This window comes from Methylobacterium sp. E-005, from assembly GCF_022829725.1.
Classification (GTDB): Bacteria; Pseudomonadota; Alphaproteobacteria; order Rhizobiales; family Beijerinckiaceae; genus Methylobacterium.
In genome coordinates, this window is the sequence record NZ_JAKSYG010000164.1 from 13,877 (window position 1) to 28,546 (window position 14,670).

Below are 14,670 nucleotides of genomic sequence, written 5' to 3' on the forward strand. Positions count from 1 at the left end.
ACCGCCCGGAGTCCCGATGTCACCGAGAACGAATCCGATGCAGGCGAGCCGCCGGGCTCTGCTGCGCGGCGCCGGCGTCGGCGTCGCTGCCATCCTGGGGACCGCACCGCTGCGCGCCCTGGCGGCCACAGGCACGATCAGTCCGGTCATGGCGAAGCTCAGCGCCTACATGGCCGAGGCCGGTGACCGGGCCCTGCCGGACGCAGTCGTCGAGGCGGCCAAGCACCATATCCTCGACACCTTCGCCGCCATGGTGTCGGGCTCCGGCCTGCTGCCGGCCAAGGCGGCCTACAGCTTCGCGGCCTCCTACGGCGGCTCCGGCGACGCGACGCTCGTCGCGTCCAGAGCCACGGCCGACCCGCTCGTGGCGGCGCTGGTCAACGGCATGCTGGCGCATTCGGACGAGACCGACGATTCGAACGAGTTCTCGCAGTCGCATCCGGGCGCGCCGATCGTGCCGGCGGCGCTGGCCGCCGCGGAGAAATTCGGGATCGACGGCACGCGCTTCCTGCGCGCCGTGACGCTGGGCTACGACGTCGGCCCGCGGGTCACCCTCAGCTTCGACGCGATCCCGTTCCGCAACACCGGCCACAAGAGCACCCACGCCATCGCGGGTGCCTTCGGGGCCGCGGCGGCCGCCGCCTGCGCCGCCGGGCTCGATGCGCAGCAGATGCGCTGGGTCCTCGATTACGCGGCCCAGCAATCCTCCGGCATCGGCGCCTGGACCCGCGACACGCAGCACATCGAGAAGTCCTTCGTGTTCGCCGGCATGCCCGCGCGCAGCGGCCTCACCGCGGCGCTGATGGTGAAGGCCGGATGCACCGGCATCGACGACATCTTCTCCGGCGCCGATAACTACTTCCTCGCCTACGCGCCCGATGCCCACCTCGACGAGCTGACGGCCGGCCTCGGCGAGCGCTACGAGGTCGCCCGCACCAACATCAAGAAATGGACAGTGGGCTCCCCGATCCAGGCGCCGCTCGATGCCCTCAGCAACATCCTGCGGCGGCGGTCCATCGATCCCGGGACGATCCAGTCGGTGATCGTGCGCGTGGCCCACACCGAGGCGCGGGTGGTCGACAACCGCGACATGCCCGACATCTGCCTCCAGCACATGGTGGCGATCATGCTGCTCGACGGCACCGCCTCGTTTCAGGCGGCGCACGACAAGGGCCGCATGGCCGACCCGACGGTCCTGCGTCTGCGCGCCAAAGTGCAGCTGATCCCGAGCGACGAGTTGGAGCGCCTCGAACCGGCGCGCGCCGCCATCGTGGAGATCGCGTTGAACGACGGGACAATCCTATCCGACAAGGTGCTGGCGGTCCGCGGCACGGCCGACAACCCGATGCCGCGCGCGGAGGTGGTCACGAAATGCCGCGACCTGATGGCGCCGGTCCTCGGCGCGGACAGGACCTCCGTGCTGATCGACACAGTCCTGGGGATCGAGACGGTCAAGACCATGCGCGACGTCGCGGGGCTACTGCGCCTGAGCTGAGCGACCCCGGGGCGTCGGGGATGGTGCGCCACGCGACGAGACCCGAGCCAGGAGGATCCGACGATGACGTTGAGCCGCAAGCAATTCCTGTCCGGCCTGGCGGCGCTCGGCGCCGGGATGAGCCTTCTGCCCGACGCATCCCGTCGAGCCCTCGCCGCCGACGCACCCGCCGGTCTGGCTGGCACCGCCGGGGTAACGGCGGAAACGGCCGCCTTCGTGGTCGCGACCCGCTATGAGGACCTGCCGCCGGAGCTGATCGCGCTCGGCAAGCAGCACATCCTGGACGCGTTCGGCCTCGCCATCGCCGGACAGAAGGCCGAGACCGGCCCGATCGTGCATCGCTACCTCGCCGAGCTCGGCGTCCTGAACGGGCTGTCCACCGTGCTCGGAACGGACCAGCACGCCGCCCCACGCTTCGCCGCCTTCGCCAACGGCGTCGCCATCCACGCCGACGATTTCGACGACACGCAGCTCGCCGTCGCGAAGGACCGCGTCTACGGTCTGCTGACCCACCCCACGGTGCCGACCCTGCCCCCCGCCCTGGCCCTGGCGGAAGCCTTAAACAAGTCCGGCCGCGACTTCATGCTGGCCTACCATCTCGGCGTCGAGGTCGCGACGAAGCTCGCCGAGGCGATTGCGCCCCGCTCCTACGAGAGCGGCTTCCACTCCACTAGCATGTGCGGGGTGTTCGGCTCGGCGGCGGCCGCGGGGAAGCTGCGCGGCCTCGACGCCAGGCAGTTGCGCAACGCCTTCGGGGTGGCCGGCGCGGAGGCCGGCGGCCTGCGCGAGAATTTCGGCACGATGACCAAGCCGTTCCAGGCCGGCCACAGCGCCGAGGCGGGCATCGTGGCGGCCGACCTCGCGGCCCTGGGCTGGACGGCGGCCGAGGACATCCTCGAGGCCAAGCGCGGCTTCTTCGCCGCCTTCGGGGGCGGCTGGGATCCCGGGGCGATCGTCGGCCGCCTGGGCCGGCCGTGGTCGCTGCTCTCGCCCGGCGTGTCGATCAAGCCGTATCCCTCGGGCTCGCTCACGCACCCCGCCATGGACGTGATGGCGGATCTCATCGCGCAGCACGGCATCCGGCCGCAGGAGGTGGCTCAGGTCCGGGTCGGCACCAACCGGCAGATGCTCAACACGCTGATCCACCACCGGCCCAGGACGGGCCTGCAGGCCAAGTTCAGCATGGAGTACTGCATGGCCGTGCTGCTGGTGCTCGGCAAGGCGGGGCTCGGGCAGTTCCAGGACGACGTGGTCAACCGGCCAGAGCTGCAGGCCATGATCGACCGGGTCACCTTCTACAACAACCCGGACGCGGACGCGGCCGGGGCCGACAAGATGCGCAGCTACGTCGAGCTGCGGTTGACCGACGGGCGCACCGTCTTGGGTCAGGGCGACTTCGCCCGCGGCAGCCCGGAGAAGCCGATGAGCTTCGACGACACCGTGGCCAAGTTCGAGGGCTGCGCCGACTTCGCCGGGCTGCCGCGCGACCGGGTCGGGCGAATCGTGTCCGCCGTCCGGAACCTGGAGGCGGTCCCCGACATGCGCGCGGTCTGCACCGGCCTCTTCGCCTGAGCCTCGGCGGCATCCGCGGCGTCGCCTTGTGGTTGGCCGGCGGCGGGCCGATCCGTAGCGGCGGCCTCTCCGTCCGTGCGAATGCTGGCGCCGCGTTTCGACGGCGAGGGGTGATGGAGCGGATCGACTTCCTGGGCCTTCAGGCCTTCCTCAGCATCGCCAACTGGGGGAGCTTCAACCGGGCCGCGGCCAGCCTCAGCCTCTCGCAGGCAGCCCTGAGCCACCGCCTGAAGAAACTGGAGGACGAGCTCGGCGTCAGGCTCGTCGCGCGGACGACGCGGCAGGTGACGCTGACGCCCGCCGGCGTCGAGCTTCTGCCGAGCGCGCAGCGCATCGTCGACGAGCTCTCCCAGATCTTCGGGACCCTGCGGCGGCAGGGCCGCGAGAGCCAGGACGTCGTCCGCTTCGGCTGCCTGCCGACGATCGCCGGTCACCACCTGCCCGCTATCCTGCGGGGCTTCAGCGCCGCTCACCCGGGCGTGCTGGTGCGCGTCCTCGATCAATCGGCCACCGCGATCATCGAGCGCGTGCGGGCGGGCGAGGCCGAATTCGGCATCACCATCATGTGGGCGCAGCACTACGACCTCGACATCACCCCGATCCATCAAGAAGCCTTCGTGCTGGTGTGCCGGGCCAATCACGCGCTCGCCGACGCGAAGGTGGTGACGTGGTCCGAGCTGGACCGTGAGATTCTCATCCGGATCGGGGAGCAGACCGGCAACAACCTGCTCATCGCGGCGGGGCTGGGGGGACGCTACGCCGACGTGACCTGGGCCTACGAGGTGCACCGCGTCGCCACCGCCATCGGCATGGTGCGCGGGGGCCTGGGCGTGACCGTCGTGCCGCGCCTCGCCTTTCAGGCCGCCGACGAGGGAAAGATCGTCGCCGTGCCGCTCCGGGCACCGAGCATCGCGCGGACGATCGGCATCGTGACGCGCCGCAATCACACCCTGTCACCGGTGGCGGAGAGCTTGGCCCGGATGATCCGGGCGTACTTCAACGCGCTCTGACCGCGCCCCCCCGGCAGGAAGGAACCGCCCGGATGGCATCGCGCCGGCATGCCCGAACCCGCGGGCATTATTCGATGACGCGCATCAATAGCCTCAATTTAATCATTTGTTTGCTCGGGCGGCCGGCGATAGCTCTGCATGCACAATAGTGCGCGAGAGGCGACGCACGCTCCGGGAGAGATGAGATATGGCGGCCGCAGCACGATCGGGCCTCGTGGTGACAGCCCATCCGGGCGACTTCGTCTGGCGCGCTGGCGGCGCCATCGCCCTGCACGCACGCAAGGGCTACCGGATGAAGATCGTCTGCCTGTCGTTCGGCGAGCGCGGCGAGAGCCAATGGGCCTGGAAGAAGGCGGGCGTGCGGATCGAGGACGTGAAGGCCCGGCGCCGCGCCGAGGCCGAGGAGGCGGCCGGCATTCTCGGCGCCGAAATCGAGTTCCTCGACGTCGGCGACTATCCCCTGCGCGTCGGCGAGGCCGTCCTCGACCGGCTCGTCGACGTCTACCGGGAGGAGCGTCCGGCCTTCGTGCTGACCCACGCCCTCGAAGACCCCTATAATTTCGACCATCCGGTCGCCGCCCACGTGGCGCAGGAGGCCCGGGTGATCGCCCAGGCCGCCGGGCACAAGCCGGACCCGGACCGCAGCTACGCCGCGCCGCCCGTGTTCCTGTTCGAGCCGCACCAGCCGGAGCAGTGCAACTTCAAGCCCCAGGTCATCCTGAACATCGATGCCGTGTGGGAGACCAAGTTCCGCGCGTTTCAGGTGCTCGCCGCCCAGAAGCACCTCTGGGAATACTACACCCGCGTGGCGCTCAACCGCGGTGTCCAGGGCGGCCGCAACTCCGGAACCGCGATGATCTACGGGGAGGCCTATCAGCGCCTCTTCCCGATGACGCTGGAGGAACTGGCATGAGGACCGTCGTCGTCCGCAACATCCCCCGCGTCGCGCCGGCCGTCGCCGCGACGCTCGCCCGGCACGGCGTCTCCACGGTCCACGAGGCGCAGGGGCGTACCGGCCTCCTGAAGACCTACATGCGCCCGATCTGGGAGGGCGCCGCGATCGCCGGCAGCGCCGTGACCGTGCTGGCGCAGCCCGGCGACAACTGGATGCTGCACGTGGCCATCGAGCAGTGCCGCCCCGGCGACGTCCTGGTGGTCGCCTGCACGACCGACAACACCGACGGCATGTTCGGAGACCTGCTGGCCACCTCGCTGAAGGCACGCGGCGGCGTCGCCCTGGTGATCGACGCGGGCTGCCGCGACGTGCGCACGCTCAAGGAGATGGGCTTCCCGGTCTGGTCGCGGGCGATCTCCGCCAAGGGCACGGTCAAGGCGACGCTGGGCAGCGTCAACGTCCCCGTGGTCTGCGCCGGCGCCCTGGTCCGGCCGGGGGACGTGATCGTGGCGGATGATGACGGCGTCGTGGTCGTACCCCATGCTGACGCCGAGGCCGTCGCCGCGCAGGCGGACGCGCGGGCCGCCAACGAGGTCGCCAAGCGCGCCCGGCTCGCAGCCGGCGAACTCGGCCTCGACCTCTACGCGATGCGCGGGCCTCTGGCCGCCGCCGGTCTCGAATACGTGGACGGTCCGCAGGACTGACGAACGCCGAGACAGAGGCCGGCGACCGTCCACGAAGAGACGGTACCGGCTGAACCGTGCAGCCCGCCCGGCCGGCAGCCCAGGCGGCGCACGATCCCGTATGGCCGGAGGAGACGCGACATGATGAAGCTCGGCTGGTACCACACGCTCGATCAGACCGAGCGCCGAACCTACTGGGCCTGCTTCGCGGGGTTCGGCCTCGATGCCATGGACACGACGATCTACGCCCTCGTCATCCCGGCGCTGATCGCGACGCTCGGCCTGACGCAAGCCGAGGCCGGATACCTCGCCACGGCCTCCCTCGCCGGGGCCGCGGTCGGCGGCTGGGCCGCCGGCATCCTGGCCGACCGGATCGGTCGGGTCAGGATCCTGCAGGTCACCATCCTGATGGTCGCGGGCTTCACCTGCCTGGCCGCGTTCATGAGCGACGTCTGGTCCCTCGCCCTCGTCCGCTTCCTCCAGGGCCTCGGCTACGGGGGCGAGGCCGCGGTAGGCGGGGTCCTGATCAGCGAGGTGATCCGGCCGGCCCTGCGCGGGCGCGTCGCGGCCTCCGTCCAGAGCAGCTACGCGGTCGGCTACGCGATCTCGGTCAGCCTGCTTCCGGTCATCGCGTCCCTGTTCTCCGAGGAAACGGGCTGGCGCGTCTTCTTCGCCGTCGGCATCATCCCGGCAGGCCTCGTGTTCTTCATCCGCCGGCTCGTCCCGGAATCCGGCATCTACGCCGAGGCACAGGCTGCGCAGCGCGACGGCGTTGTGCCACCGCCGTTCTGGACGATCTTCACCGGTCGGCACCTGCGCCGCACGGCCGCCGCCGCGATCATGTCGACCGGCATCTTCGGCGGCGCCTACGTGATGATCACGTGGCTGCCGACCTACCTGCGCACGGCACTCGGCCTCTCGATCAAGTCGAGCACCGGCTATCTCGCGATGAACATCCTCGGCTCCCTCGTCGGACCGCTCCTCTACGGCTGGCTGTCGGACCGGATCGGCCGCCGCCCCGCCTTCATGACCTTCCTGGTGCTGCAGTCCGGCAACGTCGCGATCCTTCTCCTCGCGCCGATCGGACTCACCACGACCATCGTCCTGAGCTTCTTCCTGGGCGCGTTCCAGGGGGCCCTGGCCTCGGGCATGCTGCCGACCTTCGCGGAACTGTTCCCGACCTCGATCCGGGCCAGCGGCCAGGGCTTCTGCCTTGGGGGCGGTCGCGGCTTCGGTTCGGTCGTGCCCGCCACGGTGGGCATCCTGGCCGCGAGCTTGCCGCTGGGGACGGCAATGGGCGCCTGCGCCCTCTGCGCCTACGGGGTCGCTTTCTGCGCGACGCTGCTCATGCCGGAAACGGCCGGAACGGATCTTCATGACCAGAGTGGCGGGCAGGCATCAGCAGTCGGTCAAACTCAACACGCATCGCGGATCGTGTCGGCCTAGATCTGCAGCCGAGCGGCCGCTTTTCAACCTTTGGGGCTGAAAGCCGCTGGTCCGCTTTCGGCCACCTTCCGTCATTCGCGGCCCCTCAGACTTCCGGCAAGCAGACGTTCCGAAAGTCAGAGAAGGGTCGGGAGTGGGCTCGGCGGCGATGTCCGCTTCCGAACGATCCGCGCCCGATCCCGCAGGGTGACCTCTTTCGTCGGCCACTCCAGACAGGCGGCTTCGAACGCGGCGATCGCCAGGGACAGCGGGTAGATGGTGGCGAGGTGCAGCTCGAGCCTCCCGCCGATCCGATCCCAGATCTCGATCGTGTAGGGTACGCCCGGCGGCACCGGCGGGATCTGCTTCACCGGTTGCGGCAGCGTGATCGCGGCGAGGCACAGATGCTCGTATTTCCGCGCGGGCAGCGCCCCAGGCGCGCGCTGGTAGCGGCAGGAGGCCGTGAGGTGGCGCAGCAGGTCGAGCGTCGAGATGTCGGGCCCGAACCGGTCAAGCAGGCTGGCGACCCTGTAGCGCCCCGAGCGCCTGCACGCGGCGCAATCGACCCATACCCGGCCGGGCGGCACGGTGCCCAGGCGCCCCATTCTGGTGCTCCTCCGTTTGCGAACGAAGAAGGAACAGACCCGAGGCGACGGCGTGCTTCAATTGCCGTCGGCGGGGGCCGCCAAGATGGCGGTGGAGTGCTGTGGATGGAGTCAAAAACCGCGCGCCACATCAGAGGCTTGCGCTGACCGGTGGGGCAACTGACGTGACCGACGCGCAGAAGGCCTACCTGCAGGCGCCGGCCGACGTGCGATCCTGGCACTGGTGGCAGATCGGGCAGGCGCTCGGCGACGTGCGGACCGTCCAGGCGCACGAGGTGGCCATCGTGTGAATTGAGGAGGTGATCGCCGCGAAGAGGCGGCATGCCAACGAGGATGAGGCGGAGAGGCACCGTGGCGGTCTAGCGCCTGCTTAATGCAGGCTGCCCGACGTCGGCGCAGTTACCGCCTCCTCGTCCTGGGGCACAAGCTTTAAGAACAAGCGCGGTGAACGATTGGTACTACCTCAGTTTGAAATTCGGTGTCGATCTGGATATTGCGCAAAAGAAGCCGCGCATATGCGGTCGACATTTTGCCCACTGATATGGCCGTGTCTGGCAAGCCATTCCGCAATTGACACCATCGCACTGCGAGCCTGTGGCAGAGCCATTATTGATTCAGTTTTTGCCACTATGCTTTTGTAATGATTATCGCCAACACATGCTTTTTTTCGACATTCTTGGATCATATCATAATCGCGTTCGCCAAAAGCTAGAAAGCAATGTTCTATTGTCATTCTGGGCATTATCAAAGATGAATTTTTTGGCCCAGCGTATGAAATCATAATTTGCTTTATGCGAATTTGTTTTCCTAAATATGCGCCATTTGCCCGCGGATAGCGCAGTCTTTCGCGAAAATTATACACTGGCTCCGAAAAACCGGGTGAATTGCCTAATGAGCGTTTATGTCTGGTCTGCAGATATCTTCTTGGTTTATGTCGAAGGACTTGTACCTTGAATAATTTTATCCCCAAATACCAAGATAAAAAAGCGTGACCTGCTTCGTGATAGCTTATGTGCGAGCTAAAGCGTTCAACCGGTATTCCTCTTCCTATAAGGTCTATACTCCCTCGCAATCTGCGAGGCCGCTTCCACCAATACCGTGACATCTTCAGCGCCTCTTGCAACAAATTCCCGGAGCGCGATGCCCAGAATCTGACCTTTGATGAACCAGTAGCCTGAGGTCTGTGCGAATGCCATACGATCAGCGTCTATCGCATGGGCGGCGGACGCTCTTAGTATCTGCACCTGGCACGAATCCACGCGCAGGGTGCTGGTCTGCGGATGCACGCCGAACAGCTCCGGCGCGGTCCAGCCAAGCCGGTGTGCCTCGGTGCCGTGCTGGTCGATGAAGGCCATGGCGTTCTCACGCATCGCCTTCCACTTCGCCGGGGCGAGATACCGGCACGGCGAGGCGAGCTCGGACAGGCGCTCGATCTGGTCGCGCCAGGAGGCGACGGCGGGCGGGAGGTTTGACATGGCCAGCGTCGTAGAAGAGTGAGATTAATGAGGCGCCAACTCACGGCGGCATAAGACTCACGCCCGGCAAGGCGGCGGGGGTTCCATGCGCGCGGCATAGGGTGAGGGCTGATAGGCTCTCGATCCGGCGAAGTGGGCCTGATCAGTCCAGTCCAGGAGGCACGCTGATGCCGCGAGCTACTGCTAATATCGAAGGCATGGAGCTTGTCTTTACGGATACGTTTATTACCGGCGCAAACGAGACGGCAGTACTTATGCCTTTCGCGGATGACAATGAGTACAAATTAAAATTCACCGTCCGAACTGACGGCGAGAATAAGATTTCGAACAATATTCAGGTTGAAGACGATGGCGTGTTAGCTATCGAGCATTTTAGACCCACAAATCTCGTGCTTGCTACCGCAACTCGCGTGGGTCCGAATTTCGCCCACGATGGTGATTTTGATTATTTTATCTCGTTCTCAGTCATGCCATGCCGCGGCCCCGTCGCCGTCATTTACCAAGTGGTTTACAATGTTCTCAGAAGGCCGGCATAATGTCTGGCGGAACGAGGAAAACGTCTACTCAGCTTAGATCGGTAGATAGTTTCACCGATCTTGAAACTGAACAAGCCGTGCGCAAATCAAATGCTGCTGCCTTCGGTGGAGGATCGTCTTCACAGCCCCCGGACGACCCGGCAATACGGAAACTCGACGCAAAGCGCATCAATGAATGCCTGAAGCACTTCAACGCATTCTGCAACACGCTCGCTGCCGGCATTCTGGCAGCCGCAGCAATCGTCCCGTTCGTTAGAGATGCCGACGCGGCTCTGGACGCAAACGCTGCCCAGTGGTGTGTTATCGCGCTGGGGTTCCATATCCTCCCTTACGTCTTAAATTTTCTCGTCATGCGATCAGAGGAGTAGGCCATGACACCCACTGCGCTCCTATGGTGCGCCCTCGGACTGGCGATCGTCGGCGGCGGAGGTTTCTTTGCCGTGCTCACGCGACGGTTCAACCAAAGGCACGCGAGTGCGGGCCGCCCAGCACCGGCTGGCGAACATCGCGCCACTGGCGGCTGACCTTATAGGGCCCCCCCGACACCGCCATCCCGGCGGCTGCCGCCGGCCTAACTCACCCGCTCGGCCCCGCCCCGATCTGCTCACAAGGCGGGGGAGCGTCCGATCTCACCAGCGGTAGGTTGAGCCGATACGCAACTTGGCTCGGGGGTAGGATGGCCGGTGGCGGTTAGCGGGCCATGAGGGGCCGGCCGCTTGTGCGTCCCGCGCCGGGATTCCTACGGGCAGCAGTTTCTGCCAGAGCCGACTGTGCAGCGCACGCCCCCATGATGGGAGCATGCGCCTCGGCAATGCTGGGCATAGCTCCAATCGCCATCGCCGCATCGATACTGAGCGTCACGCGGCGGCGGGCAGCTCGCATCCTGTGGGCGCGGGACGGTGCAGCCATCGACGTTCCGGTAGGTGCCGACAGCAAGCTCGTCAGGCCTGAAGACCCGGCACTCGCGGGCGGCTACAGCACCAGCGTGGATGAACGGCGCGGCAACGAGCAGCGCGACGGCGACCGATTTGAACTTCACCGCGAACCTCAGGCCTCGAACTCAACGACACGGTGAGGCTGATCGCGGGCAAAGAACAGCCCGCCGCGGCACTGGGCCGGGCGGGCTTTCCAGATCCGGATCGTGAGGGGCGATTGGCCGAATCCGGCGACAGGATGCCCGCTGGATCTTAACGAAAACGCCCACCGCGGCTGGAGCCGGGCAGGCGTTCCCAGATCCGAGCCTCGGGTGTTGAGAACGAGCGGATCCGTCGAGAGAGCTACCGCGCTGCAGCGCAAAAGGAAGACCCGCGCTGCGGCATTGATGGGGCTAACACAGGCATTGGGAGGGGCGCAGCCGAGGTAAAATAAGCCCGCCGCGGTGTTGCGCCGGGCGGGCTGAAGGAGTGTCTCGATCTGGAACCTTTTCCCTCTACTGTTTTCCACCTCTGGTTGCAACAACTCAGCAATTCAATTCTGGGATGGAACGAAAAAGCCCCGCGCGGCTGAGCCGGCGGGGCTGAAGAGCGCGCGCTAAGATGATGGCGATCGGCGGCTACTTGCTGCCGCCACCGCCACCGCCCTGAGGCGCCGCGCGCTCGGGCTGATTTGCATTGCCGGCGGCGGAGGAGCTGTTCGACCGCGTGTCGGCCGGCTGCCCGGTCGGCGATCCTATTACGGCTCCTGGAGCACCAGTTGATCCCGCTTGGGGCGTGGCCACACCCGTAGAGGTCGGCGGCGCACCTAGCGCGGTGGCCGGCGCCTGCGCGTAGGCTGTGCCGGTCAGAGCGACGGCGAGAGAGGCCGCGAGGGCGAATGTTTTGGCGTTCATGTGCGTTTCCTCGGTTCGGCCCATCTTCGGGCTCGTAGGGCAACGCAGCTGTAGCTGGTTTGTGTGGGTGCGCAGAAGCCTGTTGTCGATTCGATCATGGCCGCGCGCTAGGCCGAGTACACCGCCCGCTACCGGGCGCATGCGGCCGTGGTGATCGGAGCCAAGCGCGCGTACGAGCGTGACTTGGCCAAGGCAGCCGATGCTGCTCGGCTGGCCGCCGAGGTCAACCGGATCTGCTCAGAGATTCGTCTGGGCGTGAAGCCGCCGGCCGGGCGGCTCGCCGCCGTCAACATGGCCGACATGCTGTTGCTCGGGCCGCTCGGCGCCGTCGGCTGCGGCGGGGCTCTCCTGCGCACCTTGCACGTCCTGGCGGCCCGGAGACGGCATCCTGTGCCGTGCCTTATGGCCGCCGGCAGGTGGCAAGATGAGGCGGCTCTAAGGGCGGCCCTGGAGGCTTTCCGGCCGAGGCTCATGGCGATCGGACTGCGGATCTGTCGGCGGAAGGCGGGGTGGCGGCTAGCTAAAAACAGAGAATCAAAGAAGATCAGCGAAACGCGAAAGAACGCCAATAGGCAGTCTGCGCTCGCGTGACTTCCTGCCGCCACTTAGCTTGTGCCACAAAGTATCTACCGAGTGCGGTCACATACTTCTTGCCGTCGATGGGGCCATTCAGATTACTTAAAGATTGCTTTAATCCAACAAGCGATGTCGTATACGTTTCAAAGGGGGCTTGTAACGACGGATATCTGTTTTTTAGATCCGCAGCATGGCTCTGAGAAAGACGTAAAGCGTCCGTAAACTCATCCCGGTCCTTGTCCGTCACCTCGCCTTTACCGACGACCAAGTTTTTAAATTTGACGATAAACGGATCTAGGTCCGAATCAGATTTAATTGATTGTTCGGCGGTACTTTTGTTTATCTCATTCTGAGCATTGCGGAATGTGGTGTAATCTGACCAAAACCAAGTCGTTACTGCAGCCGCGACGCCGCCTGCGGACGAAATTAAAGCCGTCGCCCATTGGGGCAAGGCAGATATTTTCGACAGGATGCTCATTTTCAGTCTTCAGCGTCTCACGCGGGCCGGTCCTCTGAGTCCATTCCGGTCGGCGGAATGTCGCGCCTTCTCGCACGCCTCAGCCCAGCCGTCAGCCCCCAGCAATATAAGTTGTTGAAGGGCGAGCCGCTCAACCTCTGCGACACATGCGTCATCGGCAGCTGCCAGTGAATTTCCGATCCGAAGGGTGCCAGCCTCCGCCGCTGGCTGGGCTGAGGGTCCAATCTCAACGGCCGCAACGAACAGCGCGGCGACCACGAGCGGCACAACCTTCGTAGAAGATAGGTTGAGATATCCTGGAGAATTGATGTCCGTTTTCAGATCAGGCGTGTACTCCCCCGCTCGCTCAAATGCAGCCAAACGGAAGCCCTGCACATTATGTGGATTGCCTTCGGCAATCGCTCGTGTATTTGATGATACAAAGTTGAAGAATCCTTGTATCAAAAAATCATCGTATGATGTGTACTCGCTGCTCGTAACATTGAATCGCGCGTTAGTATCGTCGCCCCAGACAAACCCTGGATAGGCCAACTCGTATATATCCCGCCTCAGTTCGGGTCCCAGGCGAACAAAAGCATTTGGCTTTGCGGCGATTTCTAAGATTGGATTGGCCAGGGTTTTTTTTGCCGTCTTTCCTAGCCATTCAACCCTACGGCCTTGCAAAGGCTCGCTGCTGTACATGTACTCTAGGCTAAGACTGACAATTTCTTGAGGATCCTCAGTAAGCGCACCGACATAAGCGTCCGAAGTGTAGGCGCCTGGGATGACTAAAACGATATCGTCGCGTCGAGCCTCCGAAAAATAGCGCTCAACAACTGAGTTTAGCTGTGAAATTCCGCCATCACGCACAGTATCAGGGTACGCGTTTAAATTTCGACTTGGAAACGAATCTTCTCGATCTCCACGATACCACTTTCGGATTGCTCTTGATCTGTGAATGCGGTTTATTAATTGAGGTTGTTGCGCAAGTGTTACGCCGCTACGCAAATCTAAACTCGGTAAGTCGGCCAAAATCATATTGTAATTGATGAACGCTTGGTAGAGTTTGTAGTCTTTTCCTGGCCTGACGAACCAAACGTTTTGGGTCGGCGGAATTATCTTGGCCTGCAAATCAATCGTTGGCATGTGACACTTGCTTCCCAATTGATGGAGACAATGCCGCATCGTTGCCGAGCATGCTATTCGTTAGGTTGCACCTAAGCTCCCTCATCCACCGTCGATTGCGCGGTCAGCGGAGCGGCTAATCATCTCGCTCCGATCGGCGGATGCCTCGACGCCACTGATTGAGCTCCGCTTGCATCTCGGCAATTTGATCCTGAAGATCCAGAACAAGGCGTTCATCAGCATCAAGAAAGGAGCGCATGAAGGCCTTGTAGGCCTCAGCCGCGAGGCTGTGCAGTTCGAAGTCCTCGCTCGGCTCAGCCTGTCGCCGCAGATCCACGTAGATCTGGTACAGCTGGCGCCGATTCCTCTCTTGGCGTTCAAGGATCTCTGAGATCGTGACCATGCAGCTGCCTCTCCACCGAGGGTGCACGTGAACACAGCCATTCCTAGTGGGGCTTAGCGGCTATCCCCGCTCTTCACTGCGCCAATTTCTGCATCAGCAATCAGTTGCGGTCTCGGATGCTTGCCTCGCAATGCTAAGGCGCTCCGGCGATCACCCCACGGGCACCTGCAGCGGCTTGTCCTTGTCGGCGACGTAGACCGACAGGACCTTGATGGTCCTGTCGCCGACGACGGTGTAGCCCGAGTGATGGGTGCCGCGCCGGATGATGCCGTGCTCGCCGGGAATCCGCTCCCGCGGCGGCCGGCCGATCTCCTGCACAAAGCCGCCTTCCAGCACGTAGAAGGTCTCCTCGCCGTTGTGAAAGTGGCGCAGCGAGGTTGCCCCCGGCGGGAACTCCACGAGCTGGGTGATGATCTCCAGGTGATCGAGGCCGGTGACCGGCAACCGGCTGAGCTCAGTCCTCTTGATCGAGGGCGAGGATTCAGGGTCCGACGTCACGATCTATTCCCTCATGATCGATGCCGAATGTCACGAAGCGAGCACCGGTTGCTGACCTCGGCCTGACCCCCAAGGCGATCCGCGAGG

The 14,670-nt window shown here is 64.5% G+C and carries 16 protein-coding genes; 9 read left to right on the forward strand and 7 right to left on the reverse strand.

From position 1 onward, the window contains the following. The first annotated feature begins 16 nt into the window (after nt 1–16). The 6 genes from MKK88_RS17570 (at nt 17) to MKK88_RS17595 (ending at nt 7,101) form a co-directional block, all read left to right on the forward strand. Complete coding sequence (locus MKK88_RS17570; RefSeq protein ID WP_244001907.1) at nt 17–1,495, forward strand: MmgE/PrpD family protein; 1,479 nt, start codon at nt 17–19, stop codon at nt 1,493–1,495. A 63-nt stretch (nt 1,496–1,558) separates the two neighbouring features. Further along, nucleotides 1,559–3,067: an MmgE/PrpD family protein gene (locus tag MKK88_RS17575; protein WP_244001909.1), complete on the forward strand. Its 1,509-nt coding sequence runs from the start codon at nt 1,559–1,561 to the stop codon at nt 3,065–3,067. Nucleotides 3,068–3,180: 113 nt separating this feature from the next. Further along, a complete protein-coding gene (locus tag MKK88_RS17580; RefSeq protein WP_244001911.1) occupies nt 3,181–4,077 on the forward strand; it encodes a LysR family transcriptional regulator in 897 nt (298 codons plus the stop codon). A 187-nt stretch (nt 4,078–4,264) separates the two neighbouring features. Next, nucleotides 4,265–4,990: a PIG-L deacetylase family protein gene (locus tag MKK88_RS17585; RefSeq protein ID WP_244001913.1), complete on the forward strand. Its 726-nt coding sequence runs from the start codon at nt 4,265–4,267 to the stop codon at nt 4,988–4,990. Then, nucleotides 4,987–5,676: a 4-carboxy-4-hydroxy-2-oxoadipate aldolase/oxaloacetate decarboxylase gene (locus tag MKK88_RS17590; RefSeq protein WP_244001915.1), complete on the forward strand. Its 690-nt coding sequence runs from the start codon at nt 4,987–4,989 to the stop codon at nt 5,674–5,676. The genes MKK88_RS17585 and MKK88_RS17590 overlap by 4 nt, the downstream gene beginning before the upstream one ends. Nucleotides 5,677–5,796: 120 nt before the next feature. After that, nucleotides 5,797–7,101 carry an MFS transporter gene (locus tag MKK88_RS17595; protein WP_244001917.1) on the forward strand — a complete coding sequence of 435 codons (1,305 nt, stop codon included), beginning with the start codon at nt 5,797–5,799 and terminating at the stop codon, nt 7,099–7,101. Between the two features lie 116 nt (nt 7,102–7,217). On the opposite strand, the gene MKK88_RS17600 is transcribed toward MKK88_RS17595, so the two are convergent. Next, the gene (locus tag MKK88_RS17600; RefSeq protein ID WP_244001919.1) at nt 7,218–7,685 is read right to left on the reverse strand and encodes a hypothetical protein; all 468 of its coding nucleotides are present in this window, start codon (nt 7,683–7,685) and stop codon (nt 7,218–7,220) included. Nucleotides 7,686–7,849: 164 nt separating this feature from the next. Here MKK88_RS17600 and MKK88_RS33870 point away from each other — a divergent pair, with 164 nt between their 5' ends. Beyond that, a complete protein-coding gene (locus MKK88_RS33870; protein WP_279602375.1) occupies nt 7,850–7,975 on the forward strand; it encodes a hypothetical protein in 126 nt (41 codons plus the stop codon). Nucleotides 7,976–8,713: 738 nt separating this feature from the next. On the opposite strand, the gene MKK88_RS17605 is transcribed toward MKK88_RS33870, so the two are convergent. Further along, entirely contained in the window at nt 8,714–9,160 is a 447-nt protein-coding gene (locus MKK88_RS17605; RefSeq protein ID WP_244001921.1) for a hypothetical protein, read from the reverse strand. A 167-nt stretch (nt 9,161–9,327) separates the two neighbouring features. On the opposite strand from MKK88_RS17605, the gene MKK88_RS17610 reads away from it, so the two are divergent. Next, on the forward strand, nt 9,328–9,696 hold the full coding sequence (locus MKK88_RS17610) for a hypothetical protein (protein WP_244001923.1): 369 nt from the start codon (nt 9,328–9,330) through the stop codon (nt 9,694–9,696). Nucleotides 9,697–10,435: 739 nt separating this feature from the next. Here the strand turns inward: MKK88_RS17610 and MKK88_RS34305 are convergent. After that, nucleotides 10,436–10,735 carry a DUF3761 domain-containing protein gene (locus MKK88_RS34305; protein ID WP_409566675.1) on the reverse strand — a complete coding sequence of 100 codons (300 nt, stop codon included), beginning with the start codon at nt 10,733–10,735 and terminating at the stop codon, nt 10,436–10,438. A 972-nt stretch (nt 10,736–11,707) separates the two neighbouring features. Between MKK88_RS34305 and MKK88_RS17620 the strand changes: the two genes are divergently transcribed. After that, nucleotides 11,708–12,115 (forward strand): hypothetical protein, encoded by a 408-nt coding sequence (locus tag MKK88_RS17620; RefSeq protein ID WP_244001927.1) that lies wholly within the window; start codon nt 11,708–11,710, stop codon nt 12,113–12,115. Here the strand turns inward: MKK88_RS17620 and MKK88_RS17625 are convergent. The 4 genes from MKK88_RS17625 to MKK88_RS17640 form a co-directional block, all read right to left on the reverse strand. Next, entirely contained in the window at nt 12,069–12,578 is a 510-nt protein-coding gene (locus MKK88_RS17625) for a hypothetical protein (RefSeq protein ID WP_244001929.1), read from the reverse strand. The genes MKK88_RS17620 and MKK88_RS17625 overlap by 47 nt on opposite strands. A gap of 9 nt (nt 12,579–12,587) precedes the next feature. Then, nucleotides 12,588–13,703, reverse strand: a complete 1,116-nt coding sequence (locus MKK88_RS17630) for a hypothetical protein (protein ID WP_244001931.1) — start codon at nt 13,701–13,703, stop codon at nt 12,588–12,590. A 115-nt stretch (nt 13,704–13,818) separates the two neighbouring features. Next, a complete protein-coding gene (locus MKK88_RS17635; RefSeq protein ID WP_244001933.1) occupies nt 13,819–14,085 on the reverse strand; it encodes a DUF837 domain-containing protein in 267 nt (88 codons plus the stop codon). Between the two features lie 150 nt (nt 14,086–14,235). Further along, on the reverse strand, nt 14,236–14,583 hold the full coding sequence (locus tag MKK88_RS17640; protein ID WP_244001935.1) for a cupin domain-containing protein: 348 nt from the start codon (nt 14,581–14,583) through the stop codon (nt 14,236–14,238). Between the last annotated feature and the right edge of the window lie 87 nt (nt 14,584–14,670).

Excerpts from the sequence above, each read along its gene's own strand:
- MKK88_RS17595 (WP_244001917.1), top strand. The coding sequence starts at position 5,797 with ATGATGAAGCTCGGCTGGTACCACACGCTCGATCAGACCGAGCGCCGA.
- MKK88_RS17635 (WP_244001933.1), bottom strand. The coding sequence starts at position 14,085 with ATGGTCACGATCTCAGAGATCCTTGAACGCCAAGAGAGGAATCGGCGC.
- MKK88_RS17600 (WP_244001919.1), bottom strand. The coding sequence starts at position 7,685 with ATGGGGCGCCTGGGCACCGTGCCGCCCGGCCGGGTATGGGTCGATTGC.
- MKK88_RS17605 (WP_244001921.1), bottom strand. The coding sequence starts at position 9,160 with ATGTCAAACCTCCCGCCCGCCGTCGCCTCCTGGCGCGACCAGATCGAG.
- MKK88_RS17575 (WP_244001909.1), top strand. The coding sequence starts at position 1,559 with ATGACGTTGAGCCGCAAGCAATTCCTGTCCGGCCTGGCGGCGCTCGGC.
- MKK88_RS17610 (WP_244001923.1), top strand. The coding sequence starts at position 9,328 with ATGCCGCGAGCTACTGCTAATATCGAAGGCATGGAGCTTGTCTTTACG.
- MKK88_RS17630 (WP_244001931.1), bottom strand. The coding sequence starts at position 13,703 with ATGCCAACGATTGATTTGCAGGCCAAGATAATTCCGCCGACCCAAAAC.
- MKK88_RS17585 (WP_244001913.1), top strand. The coding sequence starts at position 4,265 with ATGGCGGCCGCAGCACGATCGGGCCTCGTGGTGACAGCCCATCCGGGC.
- MKK88_RS17590 (WP_244001915.1), top strand. The coding sequence starts at position 4,987 with ATGAGGACCGTCGTCGTCCGCAACATCCCCCGCGTCGCGCCGGCCGTC.
- MKK88_RS17625 (WP_244001929.1), bottom strand. The coding sequence starts at position 12,578 with ATGAGCATCCTGTCGAAAATATCTGCCTTGCCCCAATGGGCGACGGCT.
- MKK88_RS17570 (WP_244001907.1), top strand. The coding sequence starts at position 17 with ATGTCACCGAGAACGAATCCGATGCAGGCGAGCCGCCGGGCTCTGCTG.
- MKK88_RS17580 (WP_244001911.1), top strand. The coding sequence starts at position 3,181 with ATGGAGCGGATCGACTTCCTGGGCCTTCAGGCCTTCCTCAGCATCGCC.